Source organism: Xanthomonas hortorum pv. pelargonii (genome assembly GCF_024499015.1).
Classification (GTDB): Bacteria; Pseudomonadota; Gammaproteobacteria; order Xanthomonadales; family Xanthomonadaceae; genus Xanthomonas; species Xanthomonas hortorum_B.
Genome location: NZ_CP098604.1, coordinates 3,142,101 through 3,164,007 on the forward strand (window position 1 = coordinate 3,142,101; position 21,907 = coordinate 3,164,007).

At 64.5% G+C, this 21,907-nt stretch carries 17 protein-coding genes and 2 pseudogenes; 4 read left to right on the forward strand and 15 right to left on the reverse strand.

The annotated features are described in order from the left end of the window. Positions 1–2 precede the first annotated feature (2 nt). The 7 genes and pseudogenes from yccS to fis (NDY25_RS13800) form a co-directional block, all read right to left on the reverse strand. Complete coding sequence (yccS, locus tag NDY25_RS13770; RefSeq protein ID WP_168958081.1) at positions 3–2,216, reverse strand: YccS family putative transporter; 2,214 nt, start codon at positions 2,214–2,216, stop codon at positions 3–5. Positions 2,217–2,430: 214 nt separating this feature from the next. Next, a complete protein-coding gene (purD, locus tag NDY25_RS13775; protein ID WP_168958080.1) occupies positions 2,431–3,726 on the reverse strand; it encodes a phosphoribosylamine--glycine ligase in 1,296 nt (431 codons plus the stop codon). 125 nt (positions 3,727–3,851) lie between these two features. After that, positions 3,852–5,435, reverse strand: coding sequence for a bifunctional phosphoribosylaminoimidazolecarboxamide formyltransferase/IMP cyclohydrolase (gene purH, locus NDY25_RS13780; protein ID WP_168958079.1), 1,584 nt, complete (start codon positions 5,433–5,435; stop codon positions 3,852–3,854). A gap of 236 nt (positions 5,436–5,671) precedes the next feature. After that, entirely contained in the window at positions 5,672–6,124 is a 453-nt protein-coding gene (locus NDY25_RS13785) for a DUF3757 domain-containing protein (RefSeq protein WP_233366440.1), read from the reverse strand. Positions 6,125–6,252: 128 nt separating this feature from the next. Continuing rightward, a complete protein-coding gene (locus tag NDY25_RS13790) occupies positions 6,253–6,639 on the reverse strand; it encodes a hypothetical protein (protein ID WP_256627499.1) in 387 nt (128 codons plus the stop codon). Positions 6,640–6,790: 151 nt separating this feature from the next. Next, positions 6,791–6,904, reverse strand: a pseudogene (locus NDY25_RS13795) (IS1595 family transposase); the annotation flags it as partial. 85 nt (positions 6,905–6,989) lie between these two features. Then, a pseudogene (fis, locus tag NDY25_RS13800) lies at positions 6,990–7,261 on the reverse strand (DNA-binding transcriptional regulator Fis). A gap of 1,104 nt (positions 7,262–8,365) precedes the next feature. Here fis (NDY25_RS13800) and NDY25_RS13805 point away from each other — a divergent pair. Next, on the forward strand, positions 8,366–12,952 hold the full coding sequence (locus tag NDY25_RS13805; protein ID WP_168958076.1) for a beta strand repeat-containing protein: 4,587 nt from the start codon (positions 8,366–8,368) through the stop codon (positions 12,950–12,952). A 347-nt stretch (positions 12,953–13,299) separates the two neighbouring features. Here the strand turns inward: NDY25_RS13805 and fis (NDY25_RS13810) are convergent, their stop codons facing one another. From fis (NDY25_RS13810) to NDY25_RS13820, 3 genes are all read right to left on the reverse strand, one after another. Then, positions 13,300–13,572, reverse strand: coding sequence for a DNA-binding transcriptional regulator Fis (gene fis, locus NDY25_RS13810; protein ID WP_043908547.1), 273 nt, complete (start codon positions 13,570–13,572; stop codon positions 13,300–13,302). A gap of 117 nt (positions 13,573–13,689) precedes the next feature. Further along, positions 13,690–14,868, reverse strand: a complete 1,179-nt coding sequence (locus NDY25_RS13815) for a DUF3426 domain-containing protein (protein ID WP_168958075.1) — start codon at positions 14,866–14,868, stop codon at positions 13,690–13,692. A gap of 324 nt (positions 14,869–15,192) precedes the next feature. Continuing rightward, the gene (locus NDY25_RS13820; RefSeq protein ID WP_256627500.1) at positions 15,193–15,570 is read right to left on the reverse strand and encodes a helix-turn-helix domain-containing protein; all 378 of its coding nucleotides are present in this window, start codon (positions 15,568–15,570) and stop codon (positions 15,193–15,195) included. A 143-nt stretch (positions 15,571–15,713) separates the two neighbouring features. Between NDY25_RS13820 and NDY25_RS13825 the strand changes: the two genes are divergently transcribed. Further along, positions 15,714–16,226, forward strand: a complete 513-nt coding sequence (locus NDY25_RS13825; protein ID WP_168958074.1) for a hypothetical protein — start codon at positions 15,714–15,716, stop codon at positions 16,224–16,226. Positions 16,227–16,238: 12 nt separating this feature from the next. On the opposite strand, the gene prmA is transcribed toward NDY25_RS13825, so the two are convergent. Beyond that, on the reverse strand, positions 16,239–17,159 hold the full coding sequence (gene prmA, locus NDY25_RS13830; protein ID WP_168958073.1) for a 50S ribosomal protein L11 methyltransferase: 921 nt from the start codon (positions 17,157–17,159) through the stop codon (positions 16,239–16,241). Between the two features lie 434 nt (positions 17,160–17,593). Between prmA and NDY25_RS13835 the strand changes: the two genes are divergently transcribed. After that, positions 17,594–18,520 (forward strand): hypothetical protein, encoded by a 927-nt coding sequence (locus NDY25_RS13835; protein WP_168958072.1) that lies wholly within the window; start codon positions 17,594–17,596, stop codon positions 18,518–18,520. Further along, a complete protein-coding gene (locus NDY25_RS13840; RefSeq protein WP_006451536.1) occupies positions 18,517–18,885 on the forward strand; it encodes a hypothetical protein in 369 nt (122 codons plus the stop codon). The genes NDY25_RS13835 and NDY25_RS13840 overlap by 4 nt, the downstream gene beginning before the upstream one ends. Before the next feature lie 80 nt (positions 18,886–18,965). On the opposite strand, the gene accC is transcribed toward NDY25_RS13840, so the two are convergent. The 4 genes from accC to aroQ form a co-directional block, all read right to left on the reverse strand. Beyond that, the gene (accC, locus tag NDY25_RS13845) at positions 18,966–20,333 is read right to left on the reverse strand and encodes an acetyl-CoA carboxylase biotin carboxylase subunit (protein ID WP_006451537.1); all 1,368 of its coding nucleotides are present in this window, start codon (positions 20,331–20,333) and stop codon (positions 18,966–18,968) included. Between the two features lie 42 nt (positions 20,334–20,375). Further along, positions 20,376–20,705 (reverse strand): four helix bundle protein, encoded by a 330-nt coding sequence (locus NDY25_RS13850; protein WP_006451538.1) that lies wholly within the window; start codon positions 20,703–20,705, stop codon positions 20,376–20,378. 76 nt (positions 20,706–20,781) lie between these two features. Further along, entirely contained in the window at positions 20,782–21,267 is a 486-nt protein-coding gene (gene accB, locus NDY25_RS13855; protein ID WP_168958071.1) for an acetyl-CoA carboxylase biotin carboxyl carrier protein, read from the reverse strand. Between the two features lie 91 nt (positions 21,268–21,358). After that, positions 21,359–21,805 carry a type II 3-dehydroquinate dehydratase gene (aroQ, locus tag NDY25_RS13860; protein WP_104592407.1) on the reverse strand — a complete coding sequence of 149 codons (447 nt, stop codon included), beginning with the start codon at positions 21,803–21,805 and terminating at the stop codon, positions 21,359–21,361. Positions 21,806–21,907: the final 102 nt, after the last annotated feature.

Sequence of the window (21,907 nt, forward strand, 5' to 3'; positions counted from 1 at the left end):
CGTTAGGCCTTGTTGATCGCCAACCGGGTGGTGCTGTCTGCCGGTGCAGTGGTAACCGCCATCGCCGCAGCACGCAGCTTGGGCAACAAGCGCAGGGTCAATGCCAACTGGTCGCGCACCAGGCGCTGCTTGGGCGGCAGTTGCACGGCATGTTGTTCCAGCGCTTCGGCGGTGGCCACTTCTTCGGTTTCGTCGTGCGCCGGCAACGGTTGGCGTTCGCGCAAGGCAGTGGCGATTTCGCCCAGCGCGCGCTGCAGATAGTCGCCGGCCTGCGCGATGGTGGGGTCGTGTTCGCCATCGAGTGCGGCGCGATGCGCGCCCAATGCGGAGAGATAGCCGAGCAAGGTGTTGGACAGCGCCAGGAAGCGGAAGCCGGCATCCAGATTGCGCCGATAGCGGCCCGGTTCGCGCAGCATGTTGGACAGCGCCACCGACAAGGCGGCATCGGCGTTATGCATGTCGCGCCGCGCGATGCGGTACGGCAGGTCGTCGCGCATGCCGCTGGCGTATTGCTCCAGCACCTGGGTGAGATAGCGCGCGCAGCTGGCCAGCACCGTGGCCATCACCTGGTTGAGGCGGCGGCCCTGCCAGTCCGGCAGGATCAGGAACGAGGCCGCAGCGGCGATCGCGCAACCGATCAGCGTGTCGATCAGGCGCGGCCAGATCAGCACGAAACCATCGCCGAGCAGGTTGAAGCAGAACAGCGCCATCACGGTGATGCCGGCGGTGGCCAGCATGTAGCGATCGGTGCGGGTGATGAAGAAGATCAGTGCGGCGGCCAGTGCCAGCAGCAATTGCACTTCGGTGCCGGGAAACAGCTGCATCAGCGCCCAGGTAGCGACCAGGCCGATCAAGGTGCCGGCGATGCGTTGCACCAGCCGCAGGCGGGTGGCGCCGTAGTTGGGCCGGCACACGAAGGCGGTGGTGAGCAGGATCCAGTAGCCGTTGTCGGCATGGATGGATTGCATGATGGCGTAGCCGACCACCAGCGCGATGGCCATGCGCAGGCCATGGCGGAACAGCACCGAGCCGGGCGTGAGTTGCTGGCCCAGGCGTGCGGCCATCTCGCGCAAGGTGTGCGGCGATGAATCGCGCAGACGGGTGTCGAGGTTATCGCTGGTGGAATCGGATTGCGCCGCCTCCGACAGCTTGCGTTCGATGCTCTGCAGGTTGGTGACCAGCAGTTCCAGCGCGCCGAGCAAACGTGCGAGTGCCGGGTCGGCACGCGCGTGCAGGTAGTCCAGCGATTGGCGCAGGTCTTCGGTGGCCAGGCGGCTGTTGTCGCCATAATCGAACGGGTGGCGCAGGCGGATCGCCTCGCCCAACGCGGCGCAGGCTTTGCCCTGCAGTGCCAGCAGGCGCTGGCAGCGATACAGCACATCGCTATGGAAGAACGCGTCGGTCAGCGCTTCGTAGGGATAGTGCGAGGAACTGGCGCGCTCGTGGAATTCCTGCGCCATGTAGTACAGGCGGAAATACAGGCCCGATTGCACGCCCGGCCGCCCCGAGCGGCCAAAGCGGCTCATGATCGCGGTCTTGGCGGCGTTGAGTGCGCCGACCACCTTGGCGTTCTGCTCGGCCAGCGCCAGCCGGCGTGCATGCAGGTCGCTTTGCCGCACGGGTTCGAACAGATCGGCCTTGAGCTTGAGATAGCGGCCCAGTTCGAAGAACAGCCGCGACAGCCGCTCGCGTATCGGGCGGTTGGCGAACAGCAGGGTCCACAGGATCGACAGCACGCCGTACCAGGTGGCGCCGATCAGCAGCAGCGCCGCACCGTGCCAGGCGATCAGCGGATCGTGGCTGCCGTGCTGGTCCATGCCGATCATGGCGTAGATCGACAAGGCCACGGTGGCCTGCGCGATCGAGGCATAGCGCTCGCCCAGTGCGCCGAGCAGGGTCAGCGAAAACGTCGCCACCGCCATGCCGATCACGAATGCCAGCGGATACGGAAACAGCAGCACCACCGACGCCGCAGCGGCAGCAAAACACAGCAGCGAGAGCAGCACCGATTTGATGCGGCCCAGCCAGTTGTCGTCGGTTTCGGCAATGGCGCTGGCAATCGCCCCCAGAAACAGCGCCGGCACCGCGGTGAGCTGCTGCCAGTGCCAGCACACGCCCATCGCCACCGCCAGCGCGATGAACACGCGCAGGCCATAGCTGGCCTTTTCGTGGGCCCACAAGCGGCTCAGGCGGGTTTCGAAGGAAGAAGTGGCCACAGTCTCTGCAAGGCAAGGTGCCTGGGCATTATTGCCGCAGGCACGCGCCATCGGTGTGGAGGGCGGCTAATTCTTTGTCAGTAGGGCGGCGTTTGTGCGGATTGGAGCCGATTGCGCGACGACGGTGCCTGCGCGCAGCCGCGTGCTGCGCGTCCGGCCAACTGCACGGGCATGTATCGCGCTTGACGACCTTGCAAGGTGTGGTTGCGAGTGCTCAGCCCTGTGCGTCGCGCTCGCGGGCGATCGCGCGCCAGCCGATATCGCTGCGCTGGAAGGCGTTGGGCCAGTGGATCGGCTGCAGGCCGGCATACGCGGTGCGCTGTGCGTCCTGCACGCTGTCGCCCAGGGCGGCCACGCACAGCACGCGGCCACCGGCGCTGATCACTTCACCGTCGGCATTCAACGTGGTGCCGGCATGGAAGACCTTGGCGTTGGCCGGCACTGCGTCCAGGCCGCTGATGACCTCGCCGGTGATCGGGGATTCGGGATACGGCTTGGCTGCGATGACCACGCCCAGCGATGGGCGCGGATCCCACTGTGCTTGCGCGGTGTCGAGCTTGCCGTCGATGGCAGCTTCGAGCAGATCGACCAGATCCGATTGCAGGCGCAGCATCACCGGCTGGGTCTCCGGGTCGCCGAAGCGCACGTTGAACTCGATCACCTTCGGTGCGCCATGCGCATCGATCATCAGCCCGGCATACAGAAACCCGGTGAACGGCACGCCGTCGGCGATCATGCCTTGCACGGTCGGCTCGACCACCTCGCGCATCACCCGCGCGTGCACCTCGGGCGTGACCACCGGAGCCGGCGAGTACGCGCCCATGCCGCCGGTATTGGGGCCGGTGTCGCCATCGCCGACACGCTTGTGGTCCTGGCTGGTGGCCATCGGCAAGGCGTGGGTGCCGTCGACCATCGAGATGAAGCTGGCTTCTTCGCCATCGAGGAATTCTTCGATCACCACGCGCGCGCCGGCATCGCCGAACGCATTGCCCGAGAGCATGTCGCGCACCGCGTCTTCGGCCTCGCTTAGCGTCATCGCCACGATCACGCCCTTGCCGGCGGCCAGGCCATCGGCTTTGACCACGATCGGTGCGCCTTTCTCACGCACATAGGCAAGTGCTGCGTCCACTTCCGTGTGCACCGCGTAATACGCAGTCGGGATGCCATGACGCGCGAGAAAATCCTTGGCGAACGCCTTGCTGCCTTCCAACTGCGCGGCCTTGGCGGTGGGCCCGAAGATGCGCAGGCCAGCGGCATTGAAGCGGTCGACCACGCCCAGCACCAGTGGCACTTCCGGGCCGACCACGGTGAGCGCGACGGCCTCGCGCTGCGCCAAGGCGAGCAAGCCATCGAGATCATCGACCTTGATCGCCACATTGCGGCACTTGGTTTCGGTGGCGGTGCCGGCATTGCCCGGTGCCACGAGCACTTCGCTCACTTGCGCGGACTGCGCGATCTTCCAGGCCAGGGCGTGTTCGCGGCCGCCGGAGCCGATGACAAGGATTTTCATGTGAGTGCCGAGATTGGGGAATGGGGAATAGAAAAGTCTTTGCTTCTGCAGGCCGTACGATGTGGAATGGCATCGAGGGAGCCGCTCTTGCGATTCCCTATTCCCCAATCTCCATTCCCGGCACTTCAGTGCCTGAAATGCCGCACACCGGTGAACACCATCGCGATGCCATGCTCGTCGGCGGCGGCGATCACTTCGCCGTCGCGCATCGAGCCGCCGGGCTGGATCACCGCCTTGATGCCGGCAGCTGCGGCGGCATCGATGCCGTCGCGGAACGGGAAGAACGCATCGGAGGCCATCACCGAGCCGGCCACCGTGAGCTTGGCTTCCTCGGCCTTGAGCGCGGCGATCTTGGCGCTGACCACGCGGCTCATTTGCCCGGCGCCCACACCGATGGTGCGGCTGTCCTTGGCATAGACAATGGCGTTGGATTTGACGTACTTGGCCACGCGCCAGGCGAACAGCAGATCGCCCAGTTCGGCCTCGCTGGGCGCGCGCTGGGTGACCACGCTCAGTTCGCCCAGCGACATGCCGCGGTTGTCGGACGACTGCATCAGCAGGCCCGAGCCGATGCGCTTGGTGTCGTAGTTGTTGAGGCCGTTGCCGTGCGGGATCTTGAGCACGCGTACGTTGGCTTTTTTGGTCGCGTACTCGAGCGCGCCGGGCTCGTAGTCCGGGGCGATCAGCACCTCGACGAACTGGCGATCCAGAATGGCCTTGGCGGTGGCCGCATCCAGCGTCTTGTTGAAAGCCAGGATGCCACCGAACGCGCTGGTCGGGTCGGTCGCATAGGCCAGCTCGTAGGCATCGCCGCAGGCCGCGCCCACCGCCACACCGCAGGGGTTGGCGTGTTTGACGATCACGCAGGCCGGAGCGTCGAACTGGCGCACGCATTCCCACGCCGCGTCGGCATCGGCCAGGTTGTTGTAGCTCAGCTCCTTGCCCTGCAATTGCTGGAAGGTGGCCAGCGTGCCCGGCACCGGATACAGGTCGCGATAGAACGCGCCGGCCTGATGCGGGTTTTCGCCGTAGCGCAGGTCCATCACCTTGATGAAGTTGGAATTGATCTGCGCCGGGAACGGGCTGCGCGTGGGCACGCTCTGCGCACTGTCGGCCACCGCCGAGAGATAGTTGCTGATCGCCGCGTCGTACTGCGCCACGCGGTTGAACGCGGCCACCGACAACGCAAAGCGCTTGGCCGCCGACAATTGACCGTCGTTGGCATCGAGTTCGGCCAGCAACTCGGCGTACTGCGCCGGGTCGGTGGCCACCGCCACGCGGGCGAAGTTCTTCGCCGCCGAGCGCAGCATCGCCGGGCCGCCGATATCGATGTTTTCCACCGCATCGGCCAGCGTGCAATCGGCCTTGGCGGTCACCGACTCGAACGGATACAGGTTCAGCACCAGCAGGTCGATCGGCACGATGCCGTGTTCGGCCATCACCGCTTCATCGATGCCGGCGCGGCCGAGCAGGCCGCCGTGCACCAGCGGGTGCAGGGTCTTGACGCGGCCGTCCATCATTTCCGGGAAACCGGTCAGCTCGGCGACATCTTTAACTGGCAAACCCGCCTCGCGGATCGTCTTGGCGGTGCCGCCGGTGGACAGCAGCGCGACGTTGCGCGCCACCAGCGCGCGGGCCAGATCGATCAGGCCGGTCTTGTCGGAAACGGAGAGCAGGGCCCGGCGCACGGGCAGGAAATCAGAGGCCATCGGTGGGGGATGTCATTCAGCCGATATTGCAGGCTGCGCCGTGGCTTCAATGGGCTCGTGGTCCCCAGATGGTGCGGGCTGCTTCCGGTAAGGGCGGCCGCAGATTCGCTTGCTGTCCATGCTGGCCAGGATATGGCGGCACGGCCTGATCGCGCCAATGCAGCTCTCGGCTGCCGCGTTGGCAGATCGGTTGCGGCTGGCCACGCAATGTGGCCAGCCGACGGTACGACTGTTCGCTAGGTTTTGTTAGCCACTCTTAGTTCAGAGCTTGCCCGGAACTTACAGTCCTGTGGCTCGTTTGTGCAACGTGGATACGCCGCACCATTGCCGGGTTGTTTTTCGGCTTTCCAGCCTGTGATCGGTACCGCAGGCGATTTCAATTTCAGCGACATGCGGATGCCGACAGCTTCGTTCACATAATCGCAGACTGCGCGCGTGTCTCCTTCTATCAGGTAGGCTTCCAAAAATCTGACGCCTGCAAGGTCGGACAAATTTCCGCGCATGCTCTCCCCGTGCCAAGTGGCTCCAGAATCTTTCGCCTGATACTCGATGCGGCCGTCGGATTTTTGCATCTGCTTGATGGTGGATTTGACCGGGCACGAATGCACCGGATCTTTTGCCTGCGCGGCAGTCAGTGCCAGCATACCGCTCAGAAGAATCGCGGCTTTGGCAGGAAATTCAATTTTCATAGGATATTCCCCTGATTAGCTTATGTCTGGAATCGATTCATAAGTGCTCATTTGAGATGGGCCGTTCGAACCTGGTTGGCCCGCGGGTGCTGATAAGCAATGCGATTGGTCGACGGATGCGTGCTTGACTACTTGTTGCAGAGCCCGGAGTTGATGGTGTCTTCCCTTACAATGATGCAGATGTCTTTATCGCCAGTAACTTTGAGATCTTGTTTGACACCATCCACCCGTGTGCCATCATCGCAGTGAGGGGTACTGTACCCGATTAACGTGTAAGTATTATTTGTTTCAACTTTAGGCCCTGCTGTCGCATTCTTTTCCGGCTGTATCGGGTAGCACGAGTATCCGCGGATGCCCAGCGCTTTTACGCTGCTTGAAACATTTGCAATATAGAGCTGTGAGTACCTGGTGCGATCGTCGGAGTCGGCGGCCGATGCATTGGTTGCAATGAGGAGAAGTGATGAGATTAGTTCTGCGGCGCAGAATTTTTTTGTTTTATTTGTTGAAATTTTCATTTTATTAATCCTTCTTGATGCCCCTGCAGATCGAAGTTAAAGGATTTTACCGGGTATTGATGTGACTGACTTCAATATAATCAATGTAAATGTGGTTTCTGGCCCTGCATAGCCCGCACGGTCAATGTATGTTCCTGATTAGCCCTGACACTCAGCCATGAAAATTGCTCGCTGCCCGCAAAATCGGCTCTGGACATGCGTTGGATTGCATCATGGCCGTGGCAAGTCGCGGCAGCATCTCGCGCAAGCAGAATCGACGATTGAATGGCGGGCGAATCGACCCTGTTCAGCGCCGTCGTCAAGGTGCGGTGTGGATGGTGGCTTGCACCCAGCCGACGGCGTTCGGATGCTCACGTCAGCCCATATTCCTTGAGCTTCTTGCGCGCGTGGCACGGTGGATGCCGAGCATCGCCGCGGCGCGGCTCTGGTTGCCTTCGCAGTGGTTGAGCACTTCGACGAACAACGGAATCTCCATCTCGCGCAGCACGATTTCATACGCATCATCGGCGTCGCTGCCGTCCAGGTCGCGCAGATAACGGCGGACCGAATGGGCCACGTGCTCGCGCAGCGGCGACTTCGGGGTGCCACGACTGGTGTCAGGACGAGCGGGGGCTGCGTTCAAAGTCGGAGGCCATGGGTGGGGGATATCAAAGCGGGGCAGCCGATATTGTAGGCCGCGACAGCGCGCGATGGGCTCAACACCTTCGCGATGGGCTTGATCTGCGTGCTGGCGGCGAGCTTCCAGGCGCTGCTACGGACGCAGGTTTGGTGGGCGCTAGAGCGCAACGGCATCGGGCGACAGCAGGTGACGACCACGTGCCGCTCGGTCGAGTTGTTCGGTCGCCAGACATGATCACGCAGGCGTCGGCGAAGCGATCGCTCCACCCAAGGCTGTCTGGCACTCGGCGAGATACCGGCAATCGAACGGCCGCTTGCGGTGTTGTCGTGTGCTGGCGTGCAGCTGATGTCATTCATGGCAACGCGCTGACGGATTGCCGTAAATGCGGCAGCCGTCGCGCATGACCGACCCGGCATGGACGAAGAGCGCGCTGATGCAGTCAGATAAAGTCGCGTCACAAACGGCAAATGACGGAGCGCACATCTGAAAAGCGACATTCGACCATCGGGTTTAAATTGATTTAGTGAGCCAATTCACCAATAAATCAGGAGTCAATCACGAAAATATGTCGCTGTAAAAAAATCAGTGGGCTGCCGGGTTACTCGAAAGCGAGCGATTCGCCGAATGACATAATCAAGACCCGTTCGCATATTTAGAAAAAAAGTCGGAAATCTCGGCGCAATGTGCGTTTCGCGCTTCGGTATTTGAAACATGTTTTCTGCTGTGGCGACATCTGCCACGTGCTGCTGAATCACGATCTGGACTCGCTGATCTGTTGAGTTCCCTAACGTTCAAAGGCAATGACGCTGTCGGCGAGGCGTCCACCACTACTTGCTGCAAGGGCTGCCGCGCAGGAGCCAGCCTTGCCCTCACCCTAAGCTGCGTCTTGCCGTCACGGCGATCCATGACCCTGCGATTCAAGCAAGACACCCCAGCGCACTTCGCGCCCTAGGGCGTTCCCGAAGGACCACCATTGCCGTTCCGACGCAGTCCTTGCCAGCGGGAGGATGCGTTTCGCCCGCATGGGCGACGCTCTCATCTTTCTATCGGCGATGGCATGAACCTGACTTGCGCGGCTGTTTTAGAAAATTCAGATGAGATTATCTTATGAATCGTGAAAAAGTTTTGGCATTACGCACATGCACAAACAACATGTCCGATCATTGCGGATTGATCTGGCCGAAAAGCGGTCCGGTCGAATGCAGGCATTGGCAGCCTAGCGTCAAACAGGAAAATGGTTTGACCGGTTTGTTGTGGGGGCAGGGAACCAACGCGCATCTGAACATGCATGCCGATGCGCACTGGGTGGTGTGCATGGTGGAGACCGCCGATATCATCTGGTTGGGCGAAGAGGGAATGATCAAGTTTCCCAAGGCCGACGTGGTCTACGCCGGTAACCGTGCGGGCGCGATGAGCTGCATCGCCGCCGGCATCGAGCAACACGCGCCACCCAAACCCGAATTGCCTGTCGACACCGTCATGGCTGCGGAATTCACCCCCAAGGCACCGCACGCGCAGTTCACCGCGCCTGCTGTTGAAAGCGGTCCGCATTCCACCGCGCCACTTCCATCACCGCCCAACGGCATCGACCCACAAGCCGCGCAGCCGTCACATGCGATCCTGCGCACCCGCGAAATCGCCACCTATGGCAGCACGCTCACCGGCGCCGATCAGAGTCAGCTGATCGCAGGCTATGGAAGCACCGAGACCGCGGGTAACGGCAGTGAGTTGATCGCCGGCTATGGCAGCACCGGCGTGGCCGGATCCGACAGCACCATCGTGGCCGGCTATGGCAGTTCCCAGACCGCAGGCGGGGGCAGCACGCTCACTGCCGGCTATGGCAGCACCCAAACCGCGCGCCATGGCAGCGAGCTGACAGCGGGCTACGGCAGCACGGAAACTGCGGGTGCAGATAGCTCGCTGATCGCCGGCTATGGCAGTACGCAAACCTCCGGCGGCGACAGCTCGTTGACCGCCGGCTACGGCAGCACCCAAACCGCGCAGAACGGCAGCGACCTCACCGCAGGCTACGGCAGCACCAGCACGGCGGGCACCGATAGCTCGCTGATCGCCGGCTACGGCAGCACCCAGACCTCGGGCGGAGAAAGCTCGCTCACTGCCGGCTATGGCAGCACGCAGACAGCGCAGGACGGCAGTGACCTCACCGCCGGCTACGGCAGCACGGGCACCGCAGGTGCCGATAGCTCGCTGATTGCCGGTTATGGCAGTACGCAGACATCGGGCAACGACAGCTCGCTGACGGCAGGCTACGGCAGCACCCAGACCGCCCGTACCGGCAGCGATCTCACTGCGGGTTACGGCAGCACCTCCACCGCCGGCGCGGACAGCACGCTGATCGCAGGCTATGGCAGCACCCAGACCTCCGGCGGGGACAGTTCGCTCACCGCCGGCTACGGCAGTACGCAAACCGCGCGCAAAGGCAGCGATCTGACCGCCGGCTATGGCAGCACCGCAACCGCCGGTGCAGATAGCACCTTGATTGCCGGTTATGGCAGCACCCAGACCTCCGGTGGCGAAAGTTCGCTCACCGCCGGCTACGGCAGCACGCAAACCGCCCGCAAAGGCAGCGATCTGACCGCCGGCTATGGCAGTACCTCGACGGCCGGTGGTGATAGCACCTTGATCGCCGGTTACGGCAGCACGCAAACCTCTGGTGGTGACAGTTCGCTGACCGCCGGCTACGGCAGCACGCAGACCGCCCGCAAAGGCAGCGATCTGACCGCCGGCTACGGCAGTACCTCGACGGCCGGTGGCGACAGCACCTTGATCGCCGGTTACGGCAGCACCCAGACCTCTGGTGGCGACAGTTCGCTGACTGCCGGCTACGGCAGCACGCAGACCGCACGCAGCGGCAGCGACCTGACCACCGGCTACGGCAGTACCTCGACGGCCGGCGCCGACAGCACCTTGGTTGCAGGCTACGGCAGCACGCAAACCGCTGGTGGCGAAAGTTCGCTCACCGCCGGATATGGCAGCACGCAAACGGCGCGCAAGGGCAGCGATCTGACCACCGGCTACGGCAGCACCTCCACAGCCGGCGCCGACAGCACCTTGATCGCCGGTTATGGCAGCACGCAGACCTCCGGCGGCGAAAGCTCGCTGACTGCCGGTTATGGAAGCACCCAGACGGCGCGAAGCGGTAGCGACCTGACCACCGGCTACGGCAGTACCTCCACGGCCGGCGCCGACAGTACCTTGATTGCCGGTTACGGCAGCACCCAGACATCGGGCGGCGACAGTTCGCTGACCGCCGGCTACGGCAGCACGCAAACGGCGCGCAGCGGTAGCGACCTGACAACCGGCTACGGCAGCACCTCCACGGCCGGTGCCGACAGCACCTTGATTGCAGGGTACGGAAGTACGCAGACCTCCGGCGGGGAAAGTTCGCTCACTGCAGGCTATGGCAGCACGCAAACCGCACGTAAGGGCAGTGACCTCACCACCGGCTATGGCAGTACCTCCACGGCGGGTGCCGACAGCACCTTGATCGCAGGGTATGGCAGTACCCAAACCTCTGGCGGGGACAGCTCCCTCACTGCAGGCTACGGCAGCACGCAAACCGCACGTAAGGGCAGTGACCTCACCACCGGCTATGGCAGCACGTCGACCGCCGGTGCCGACAGCACGCTGATCGCCGGCTACGGCAGCACCCAGACCTCCGGGGGCGACAGCTCGCTCACTGCCGGCTACGGCAGCACGCAAACCGCACGTAAGGGCAGCGACCTCACCACCGGCTATGGCAGCACGTCGACCGCCGGTGCCGACAGCACGCTGATCGCCGGCTACGGCAGCACCCAGACCTCCGGGGGCGACAGCTCGCTCACCGCCGGCTACGGCAGCACGCAAACCGCACGTAAGGGCAGTGACCTCACCGCCGGTTACGGCAGCACCTCAACCGCCGGTTCGGACAGTTCGCTGATCGCCGGCTATGGCAGCACCCAGACGGCCGGCTTCAAAAGCATCCTGACCACGGGTTACGGCAGCACCCAGACCGCGCAAGAGGGCAGCATGCTCACTGCCGGCTATGGCAGTTCGTCCACCGCCGGCTCCGACAGCTCGCTGATTGCCGGCTACGGCAGCACCCAGACGGCCGGCTTCAAGAGCATCCTCACCTCAGGCTACGGCAGCACCCAGACCGCGCAGGAGCGCAGCACGCTCACCACCGGTTACGGCAGTACATCGACCGCCGGCCACGACAGTACGCTGATTGCCGGCTATGGCAGTACCCAGACCGCCGGTTACAAGAGCATTCTCACTACCGGCTATGGCAGCACCCAGACCGCGCAGGAAAGCAGTTCGCTGATTGCAGGCTACGGCAGTTCCTCCATGGCCGGCCCGGACAGCTCGCTGATCGCGGGTTATGGCAGTACCCAGACTGCCGGTTACGACAGCTTCCTGACGGCCGGTTACGGCAGTACCCAGACCGCGCAGAGCAGCAGCTGGCTGATCACCGGCTACGGCAGTACGTCCACCGCCAGCTTCCAGAGTTCGTTGATTGCCGGCTATGGCAGCACGCAGACGGCCGGCTACGAAAGTACCTTGACCGCCGGCTACGGCAGCACCCAGACGGCGCAGGAAATCAGTTGGCTCACCACCGGCTACGGCAGCACGCAAACGGCCGGCCATGGCAGCATCCTGACCGCCGGTTACGGCAGCAATTCCACCGCAGGTTACGAAAGCACCCTGATCGCGGGGTATGGCAGCACCCAGACCGCCGGTTACGAAAGCACCCTCACCGCCGGTTATGGCAGCACGCTGACCGCGCTGGAAAACAGCTCGCTGACCGCCGGCTACGGCAGTACCGAAATCGCCGGTTTCTCCAGCACGCTGATCGCCGGCTACGGCAGCAGCCAGACCGCCGGTGGCGACAGCACGCTGACCGCCGGCTACGGCAGCACCCTGATGGCGCTGGACAACAGCACGCTGACGGCAGGCTACGGCAGCACCGAGACCGCAGGACAGGACAGCTCGCTGATCGCCGGTTATGGCAGCACCTTGACCAGTGGCGTGCGCAGCTATCTGACCGCTGGCTATGGCAGCAACCAGATCGCAAGCTACGGAAGCTCGTTGATCGCAGGACACGAAAGTACCCAGATTGCCGGCCATCGCAGCATGTTGATCGCCGGCAAGCTGAGTTCGCAGACGGCGGGCTCGCGCAGCACGCTGATCGCCGGCAGGGGCAGCATCCAGACCGCAGGCGACCGCAGCAAGCTGATCGCCGGCGCCGACAGCACCCAGATCGCCGGCGATCGCAGCAAGTTGCTGGCCGGCAGCAACAGCTTCCTCACCGCCGGGGACCGCAGCAAACTCACCGCAGGCGACGATTGCACGCTGATGGCAGGCGACCGCAGCAAGTTGACCGCCGGCAAGAACAGCATCCTGACCGCGGGCGCCAACAGCCGATTGATCGGTAGCCTGGGCTCCACCCTCACCGGTGGCGAAGACTCGGTGCTGATCTTCCGATGCTGGGACGGCAAGCGCTATACCAACATCATTGCCAAGACCGGCGAGGAGGGCGTCGAGGCCGACACCGCCTATCAGGTCGACGACGACAAGAACGTGGTCGAAAAATTCGACGATCCGTTCGACACGATCGACACCATCGTGCTCGAGCATGGCGGCGGGCCGGCGTCTGCAGCCGATCACGTGCCTGACGCGCATGCACCCCACTGAGCAAGAAACGCACGCAGGCGATCGGTAACGGCTGCGGCCAACTGCCCGATGAGCGGCAGTTGGCCTGATCTGCTCAAACACGCATTGCGGTGACCCCGATGACTGCCGCCCGCCTGGCGTCGCCAGTCCCTGAAGCGGGTCACGAAGAGTGAAACGCGCATGTCAGCGCTGGATCCGCATCGGCAGTGCGAGGCATCCAGACGACGCTCATGCATCAGCGCGCAGAGCGGCTTGGCTCCGTCAACCACGGCAGTGGAGCGCACTGAACAGCCAGCGACGCAGCACCGCGCTTACGCTTCCCTAATCCCTAATCCCTAATCCCTAATCCCTAATCCCTAATCCCAGCGTTAGGTCAGCCCGTACTCTTTCAACTTCTTGCGCAACGTCGCCCGATGGATGCCCAACATCGCCGCGGCGCGGCTCTGGTTGCCTTCGCAGTGGTTGAGCACTTCCACGAACAACGGGATCTCCATCTCGCGCAGCACGATTTCATACACATCATCGGCGTCGCTGCCGTCCAGGTCGCGCAGATAACGGCGGACGGACTGGGCCACGTGTTCGCGCAGCGGCGACTTCGGGGCGCCACGACTGGTGTCAGGACGAGCGGGGGCTGCGTTCAAAGGAGGTTTCCCAGTGTCACGAAGCCGGGATGCGTGGCCGGCGAGGGGGAGTGAGTCTAGCGCGTGACCTCATCGCTCGCCACGCCCGTGTGGCCATCGGCGGCCGGTCGCGTCCGTTCAACGGAAATCGAAACTGAAGGCGGCGGTGCTGGCGGCCGGTTCGCGCACGCGAAACGCCACCTGTACCGCCTGGCCTGGCGCGAGCGTGTCCTGCGCGCCCGGGCGTTGGCCCAGATACTCCTGCGGCGCCAGCACGCGCGTGCCGATCACCCGGCCGTCTGCATCCGACAGCGACAGCTGCAGCCACGGCCAGGCCTGCGCCCAACGCGCGTCGTTGCGGAAGCTGGCCTGGATCTGCAGCACGCCGGGGTTAGCGGGCAGCGGCCGCACGTCGCGGTTGAGCAGCGTCAGCGCGGCCGGTTCGCGCCAGGCCGGTAACGTGCACCGCAGCACCTCGCAGGCCGCGCCGACCAGCGGCCGCCAGCGCGCGTCCGCGGCCAGGCGCGCGCGGTCGGCGATGACGATCTGCAGCGCTAACAAACCGACCAAGCCGATCAACAGCGCCCATTGCCGCCCGCTGGCGCGCAGAGGCGGCCGGGTGAAGCCGCGGCGTGCGAAGGCGGGCGCGGGTTGGGCTGCGGCTGGGAGTGGCTGGAAGTGTGCGGCGGCGACGGTGCCGGCGTGGCCCGCATCGCTGAGGGTTGCCTTGGTGGCTGGTTGCGGAGCGGTCTTGGATGCCGGGGCGGCGGCGGTGTCGGGTGTGGGATCGCGATCGACATCGAAATTGAGATGTTGCTCGGCATCGGCATCGGCATCGGCATCGAGATCGGTCTCCTGGCCTGCGTCCGCAATGCTGCCGACAACTGCGCCAGTCGAATGCGTGCCGGTGTAACTAGAGATCGGATCGCGGTTGTCATCAGCGCCGAGAGTTGTGTCTTCCTCGGTATCGCCGGGGACGTCGCGCGTGCTGGAGGTGTTCCACCCCAATCGATCCGGATTGGCGTCGCCTGCTGCAGTTTTGCGGTCATCGCTGCGTGGGGTGGTGGTGGCCGCGCGTGCCGTGTCGATGCGCGGCGCTGTCACCAGCGGCGCCACCGGCGGCGGAACGGCCGCGGCCGGCGGCGCGGCGGCCGGCTCTGCCAATGGCGCGGGCGGCAACTGGCGCGTCGGTACCGGCAGCGGCTGCTCGGGCGGCTCGGCAGGTGGCACCGCCGGCGTGGGAATCAGCGATGGGGCAGCCGGCGTCGCACGCAGGAACGTGGCCAGGGGGCGGCGCGGTGGCGGAGTCTCGGACATCGGCAGAGGTGCAGCGGGAAGACCCCTATTCAACCACGCGCACGCCAATGGGCGAACCCGGGTGCTTCAGCAGGTGTGCCTTGCATGAAGCGCGCGCGGCAGTGGCGTTGACTGCATTTTCGCAACACCTCTGGCTGCTGCGGACACGCGCCAAGGCGCGGCAGCCAACAGACCAGGCGGGCTCAGAGCGAGCTCCCAATGCGAATCTCGAATCGCAGCGTCAACACTCAGCGGTCCTTGTCGGCATGGCGTGCCTGGTCAAACGCAGACAAGCAAGCTCTTCCCGATTCCCGATTCCCGATTCCCGATTCCCGATCCCGCCCGTCACCGCCGCCGACGCGTCTTGGCCTCGGCCAGCAATAGATCGAGCAAGCCACCGCGCTGACGCGGTGCCAGCGTATCGAAGCGCGACAGCAGCACGCGCTGCTGGTCGTCCAGGCGACGGTATTGGGCCGGTTCTTCGGCGATCGCCGAGACCGGCGGGCCGAATGTCCGTTCGCCGCGCCCGGTGGCCAGGTATTCGAACGCCATGCCGCTGCGCTTGGCCAGGCCGATCAGATTCTCCACCGAAGGCGCGGTGCCTTCGGCCATTTCCCATTGAGCGACGGCGCTGCGGGTGACCCCCAGTTCGCCGGCCAGGGCTTCCTGGGTCAGCTTGGTGAAGCTGCGGGCTTCGCGTACTCGCTCGTACAGCTTGCTCACACGGCACCGATGAATGGCAGACAGGGCCGGGAGATATAGCTCTAGCAGCGCCGGGAGATAGTTCGTATAACTTTCATATCGCCATATGTTTGCGATACTGTCTGCGTGTCGATGACGACGACATCACAGCGAACTCAAGGAAGGTGTTCATGGTCGAGCCAGCCGCTCCCAAATCCGATCCAGCGCGACGGGATTCAGCACCGTCGGCACCACCTGAGGTGGCGCCCTGGCCTGCGCATTCGCCATTGGATCCAGCTGTTGCGCACTTTCGCGGCGCGCCGTGTTACCAGATCTGGCAGCGCGGTGCGGACTGGACGGCAGTGCGCGAAGGCGTGCATTGGTCGGCCGGACTGGCGCCGCGCGCGTGGGCGCTGCGCTACCGGCAATGGCGGTTGCTGGCGCTGGGCCTGTTGATCGTGGGCCTGGCTGGCGGCTTGGCCATGATCGGTGCACAGGCGTGGGTATCGTCCATTGCCTGGGCGGTAGTGTTGCTGGCCGACGCATTACTCCGCGTGCGCGTGGCCAGACACGCCGGGCGCTGGCGCAACGAAGCGCTGCAGCGCGATGGTTGGCAGACGGTGACCCGGTTGCGCGCGATCAGCGTTGCCGACGCGTTGACCACCGCGCAGATCCGCGCCGGCCGGCCCCCGCGGTAAACCTGGGATGCGTCAGGCGCGGCGGATGCCGTCGATGCGCATCCAGTCTTCGTCGCGTTCGCAGCGCAGTTGCTCGAACCACGGCGCGTAGCGTTGCAGCAGTTCGTCTTCCTGGCCGTGCAGGATGCCCGACAGTGCAATCCGTCCGCCGGGTGCCACACGTGCGGCCAGGGTCTCGGCCAGGGTATCCAGCGCCGAGGCCAGGATATTGGCCACCACCACCGGGTAGGTCTGCACCGGCTCGTCCTGCGGCAGATACACCGCCAGCCGCGCCTCCACGGCATTGCGCGCGGCATTGTCGGCGCTGGCCAGTACCGCCTGCGGGTCGTAGTCCACACCCACCGCGCTGGCGGCACCCAGCTTCAGCGCGGCAACGGCGAGAATGCCCGAGCCGCAGCCGAAATCGAGCACGCGGCGGCCCTGCAGTTCGCCGCTGCCGGCCAGGCTGTCCAGCCAGCGCAGACACAGCGCGGTGGTCTGGTGCGTGCCCGAGCCGAAGGCCAGGCCCGGATCCAGCCGCACTACCGCAGCGTCGGGCGCTTGTGCGGCCTCGGGGAGGTCGTGATTCCACGGCACGATGAAGGTGCGCGCGCCGAACTGCATCGGCTTGAACTGATCCATCCACGCGCGTTCCCAATCGGTGTCTTCGACCGTGCGGAATCCGACCTGGCTCCAGTCCAGCCCGGGATCGAACGCTTCCAGTGCAGCGAGCAGCACCAGCGCATCGCTGTCGCCGTCGAACAGCGCGTTCAGCACTATCGTGTTCCACATCGGCGTTTCGCCAACGCCGGGTTCGAGAATGGCGCGCTCGTTGCTGGTATCGGCATTGGCGTCGAGCAGCGTCACCGCCAGCGCGCCGATATCGTCCAGCGCATTCTGGTAACGGGGCTGGGTGGCATCGGAGCAGGGCAAGGTCAGTTCAAGAAACGGCATCGTGGCAGTTGGGCAATTCGAAAGCGTGCATCGTAGACCATTCGTGCAGGCGGGCTCTTGCGCGAAGTCGCGCGAGGGGGGCGGTCTGGGCAATGGATGCGCAATGACGATGTTGATGTTGAAGGTCGATGTCGAAGGGTGGCACCGGCATCGACGAGGCAGCGCATCGAGCGCCGGTGGTGCGGTGCTCGGCGCTTCAGTGCATTCGGCGGCGCGTGTCCCGCTGCAGGGCGTGCCGCACGCTTGCGTCTAGGCAACCAAATCGCCGCAGCGCGTCACTCACTTCAAACTCGCGCGCAGACCATCACTCCATGCATTGCCCTTCCCGCAGTTTGCGCAGGCAGCGCCCGCTTGCGCACCGCGGCGTGCGAAAGGCGGGTGCTAGACTCCGCGCCGTCGCTGCGGGCTTTCCCGCGCCAGGGTCGCTGCTGTTCATGCCGCTTGCTCGTGCCCGCCATCTTTGGTTGTTGCTCGCTCCTGCTGCGCTTGCAGCGGCAGCGTGGTGGCATGTGCGTGCGCAACCGACCGAGTCGCCTGCTGCAGCGATAGCGGCCCCGGCAAGCAGCACGCAGGCAAGCTTGTTCGCGCCAGCGCTACACGCGCCTGCCGAACGCAGCACCGCCTTGCAGTTGCCCTATCGCGATACCGTGGATGCGCAAACGGATCTGTATCGCTACGCGCAGCAATTGCAGCAGCAGGTGCGTGCCGGCGATGCGCAGGCCGGTTGGCGCTTGAGCCGGGTCTACGACTACTGCGCGCCGTACGCGGCCAGCCCGGCCGGCTACGCTGCCGACAGCGACTGGATCGCCGCGCAACACACCCCCGGCGTGGTGGCGATGCATGCGGCACGCGAGCGCGTGGCGCAGCGTTGCGCAGGCTTTGCGCCCAGCGATGGCGTGAGCCCGCAGTTGGTTGCGCAGCAACGTCAGGCCGCCGCGCGCGCCGGCAACCTGGCTGCCGAGGCGGCATTGCTTGCGCTGGGCGAGCCGTTGCAGACATCGCCGACCTACAAGCGCGCGCTGGTGCAGCGCGTGCTGGCCTCGCGCGATCCGGAAGCCTATCTGGCGCTTGCCCCGGCCATGGGTGCGCGTGCCAGTGGCGACGACAGTCTGCAGGGCTATGTGGCCGGCGATCAGTTCGCCGAACTGGCATGGCAGGTCGCTGCATGCCGGCTGGGCCTGGATTGCAGCGCCGAAAGCACTCTAGTTACCAGTTATTGCGCCAACGCGGGCATCTGCTCGCGCGATAGCGCACAGGATTTTGTGTCATTCGTATTCGACGCCGCGGTGCCGCGGCAGGGAGCAGACAGGGTGGATGAGATGGTTGATACACTGGTGTCCGAGCCGGGAGCGCAGTCATGAATTACCGTCGGTTGGCGCATGGCGCCAAGTTCTGGTTCTGGGTCGCGTTGTTCGTGGCGTATTCGGCAGCGGCCGTTGGCATCGTGATGATCGATACCGCCGATCACCGTTACCAGCCGCTGTCGGTCAAGTCGACCACGGTCACTGCCGACGAACAGCAGCGGCGGCATGGCGCCAGCCAGGTGGCGGCGGTGTATCGCGCCAGCAGTGCGATGCCGTTTTCGGCATTGCCGGCCGGGGCGACCTTCCAGGTGGTGTGGCCGGATGGGTCCACCGAAACCATGACCGTGGTCGACCCGTCCTCGTCCAGCGGCATCGTGCCGGTGCCGGGTAGCCAGCAGCCGGCGGCGCCGCGGCGTGAGTGATGCGCGGTGTCTGTGCGTCAACAGCGTGAACTACGAAAAAGCCCGGTTTCCCGGGCTTTTTCGTTATCTGCGTGCGTCGATCAAACCAGCGCAATCGACTTGTTCTTGCGCTCGGCCAGGCGCTTTTCCAGATAGTGGATGTTCTGCCCACCGGCCTGGAAGCCCTTGTCGCGCATGATGCGCTGCTGCAGCGGGATGTTGGTCTTGATGCCGTCCACCACCATCTCGCTCAGCGCCACGCGCATGCGCGCGATCGCGGTTTCGCGATCCGGGCCGTGCACGATCAGCTTGCCGATCATTGAGTCGTAATTCGGCGGCACCTTGTAGCCGGCGTAGATGTGCGTATCCACACGCACACCCGGGCCGCCGGGCGGATGGAACGCGGTGATCAGGCCCGGGTTGGGCATGAAGGTTTCCGGATCCTCGGCATTGATGCGGCATTCGATCGCATGCCCGCGCAACACGATGTCGCTCTGCTTGATGGTGAGCTTCTGCCCGGCGGCAATGCGCAACTGCTCGCAGACCAGATCGATGCCGGTGATGCGCTCGGTGACCGGATGCTCCACCTGGATACGCGTGTTCATTTCGATGAAGTAAAAACGCCCGTCTTCGAACAGGAATTCGAAGGTGCCCGCGCCGCGATAGCCGATGCGGATGCAGGCATCCACGCAGACCTTGCCGATCTCGTTGCGCAGTTCTTCGGTGATGCCCGGTGCCGGTGCTTCTTCCACCACCTTCTGGTGGCGGCGCTGCATCGAGCAATCGCGTTCGCCCAGATGGATCGCACCGCCCTGGCCATCGGCAAGCACCTGGATTTCCACGTGACGCGGATTTTCCAGGAACTTCTCCATGTAGACCTGGTCGTTGCTGAAAGCGGCCTTGGCTTCGGACTTGGTGGTTTCGATGGCGGCCTTCAACGCGGCCTCCGAATGCACCACGCGCATGCCGCGCCCACCGCCGCCGCCGGCGGCCTTGATGATCACCGGGTAGCCGATCTCGCGCGCCACTTTGGTGTTGGCGACGATGTCATCGCCCAGCGGGCCGCCCGAACCGGGCACGCACGGCACACCGGCGGCCTTCATTGCGCGGATCGCTTCCACCTTGTCGCCCATCAGGCGGATGGTGTCGGCCCTGGGGCCGATGAAGATGAAGCCGGATTCTTCCACGCGCTCGGCAAAGTCGGCGTTTTCCGACAAAAAGCCGTAGCCGGGATGGATGGCCTGCGCATCGGTGACCTCGGCCGCGGCGATCAACGCCGGGATATTGAGGTAACTGTCGCTGGAGGCCGCCGGGCCGATACACACCGACTCGTCGGCCATGGCCACGTGCTTGAGGTTGCGGTCGACCGTGGAATGCACCGCGACCGTGCGGATGCCGAGCGTGTGGCATGCGCGCAGGATGCGCAGCGCGATTTCACCTCGGTTGGCGATGACGATTTTATCGAGCATGGGAATAGGGAGTCGAGAATGGGGAATGGGTAGAAGCGGGCATCATGGTGCGGCTCCACGTTTGCGTAAGGCATTCATCAATGCGGTTAGCTTGGCGAAGACCTGGTCGACCTGCTGGCCGAGGATGTCTTCGTCTTCGGTGTTGCTATAACCCAGTCGTACGGCGATCTGGACCTGTGTATCCAGTTCGGAGAGCGAGCCGCGCGCAATTGAGAGAAACCGCGCGTAATCGGGAGTAGAACGTCGCGCCGCACCTTCGGCAATATTCGACGGAACGCTGACGGCCGCACGGCGCAATTGCGCCGTCAGGCCGTAGCGTTCCTGCTCGGGAAAGACCTCGGTGAACCGATAGATCATTTCCACAAGCGCCATGGAATCGCGCCACGCCTCCAGGCGTTCATGAGGCCGCTTTGCCGATTCCCGATTCTCCACTCCCGATTCCCGTCAATCAGCCGATCACAAACAACGGCTGATCGAATTCCACTGGCTGGCCGGTCTCGCCGAGGATGGCCACGATGGTGCCGGAGACGTCGGCTTCGATCGGGTTGAACATCTTCATCGCCTCGATGATCGCCAGCGTTTCGCCGGCCTTGACCTGCTGGCCGACGGTGACGAAGGCCGGCTTGTCCGGTGACGGCGAGATGTAGAACGTGCCGACCATCGGCGCGCGCAGCACGTGGCCTTCCGGCAAAGCGGCACCCTGCTTGGCACCGCCGGTGGAGGCTTCAGTGGGCGACTGCATCGGCATGGCGGCTGCGGCCGGGGCCTGCGCGAGCGGAGCGGGTGCGTACTGCTGCACCGGCGCGCTGACCACGGTCGTGCCCTTGGGCACGCGCGCCAGACGCACGCTTTCTTCGCCTTCCTTGATCTCGATTTCGGCGAGATTGGATTCTTCGAGCAGGTCGATCAGTTTCTTGATTTTGCGGAGATCCATACGGGCCTCATGAGGTGAATCGGTGGGGAGTGCCGACGGTTGCCGGCGGAATGGGGTCAGTGCGTCGGCGCGGGCGCCGGCAATGCGGGTGTCATGCGTCGCGCTCCAGCCGCGCGATCACCGCTTCCAGTGCCAGCCGGTAACTGTCGGCGCCGAAGCCGCTGATGACGCCGTCGGCCTTGTCGCTGAGATAGCTGTGGTGCCGGAACGGCTCGCGCGCATGCGGGTTGGACAGATGGATTTCCACGAACGGCAAGCCCACGCCCAGCAGCGCATCGCGCAGCGCCACCGAGGTGTGGGTGAAGGCGGCCGGGTTGATCAGGATGTAGGCGGTGCCGTCTTCGCGCGCTGCGTGGATGCGCTCCACCAGCACGTGCTCGGCGTTGGACTGCAGGCAGGCCAGCGTATGCCCGGCCGCCTGCGCGCGGTCCACCAGGGCCGCATCGATCTGCGCCAGTGTGGTGCGCCCGTAGACCTCCGGCTCGCGGGTGCCGAGCAGGTTGAGGTTGGGGCCATGCAACAGCAGCAGGTGGGCCATGACATCCGGGAGAGCGGAAAGGTCGGAAGTCTGCGCGATGTGGCCGATGCTGTCCAGATAGGCGAAGTTAGGCTTGTTTTAAACGGATGATTGAAATTTCCG

Excerpts from the sequence above, each read along its gene's own strand:
- purD (WP_168958080.1), bottom strand. The coding sequence starts at position 3,726 with ATGAAAATCCTTGTCATCGGCTCCGGCGGCCGCGAACACGCCCTGGCC.
- purH (WP_168958079.1), bottom strand. The coding sequence starts at position 5,435 with ATGGCCTCTGATTTCCTGCCCGTGCGCCGGGCCCTGCTCTCCGTTTCC.
- NDY25_RS13785 (WP_233366440.1), bottom strand. The coding sequence starts at position 6,124 with ATGAAAATTGAATTTCCTGCCAAAGCCGCGATTCTTCTGAGCGGTATG.
- NDY25_RS13790 (WP_256627499.1), bottom strand. The coding sequence starts at position 6,639 with ATGAAAATTTCAACAAATAAAACAAAAAAATTCTGCGCCGCAGAACTA.
- NDY25_RS13805 (WP_168958076.1), top strand. The coding sequence starts at position 8,366 with ATGAATCGTGAAAAAGTTTTGGCATTACGCACATGCACAAACAACATG.
- NDY25_RS13815 (WP_168958075.1), bottom strand. The coding sequence starts at position 14,868 with ATGTCCGAGACTCCGCCACCGCGCCGCCCCCTGGCCACGTTCCTGCGT.
- prmA (WP_168958073.1), bottom strand. The coding sequence starts at position 17,159 with ATGCCGTTTCTTGAACTGACCTTGCCCTGCTCCGATGCCACCCAGCCC.
- NDY25_RS13835 (WP_168958072.1), top strand. The coding sequence starts at position 17,594 with ATGCCGCTTGCTCGTGCCCGCCATCTTTGGTTGTTGCTCGCTCCTGCT.
- NDY25_RS13840 (WP_006451536.1), top strand. The coding sequence starts at position 18,517 with ATGAATTACCGTCGGTTGGCGCATGGCGCCAAGTTCTGGTTCTGGGTC.
- accC (WP_006451537.1), bottom strand. The coding sequence starts at position 20,333 with ATGCTCGATAAAATCGTCATCGCCAACCGAGGTGAAATCGCGCTGCGC.
- NDY25_RS13850 (WP_006451538.1), bottom strand. The coding sequence starts at position 20,705 with ATGGCGCTTGTGGAAATGATCTATCGGTTCACCGAGGTCTTTCCCGAG.
- accB (WP_168958071.1), bottom strand. The coding sequence starts at position 21,267 with ATGGATCTCCGCAAAATCAAGAAACTGATCGACCTGCTCGAAGAATCC.
- aroQ (WP_104592407.1), bottom strand. The coding sequence starts at position 21,805 with ATGGCCCACCTGCTGCTGTTGCATGGCCCCAACCTCAACCTGCTCGGC.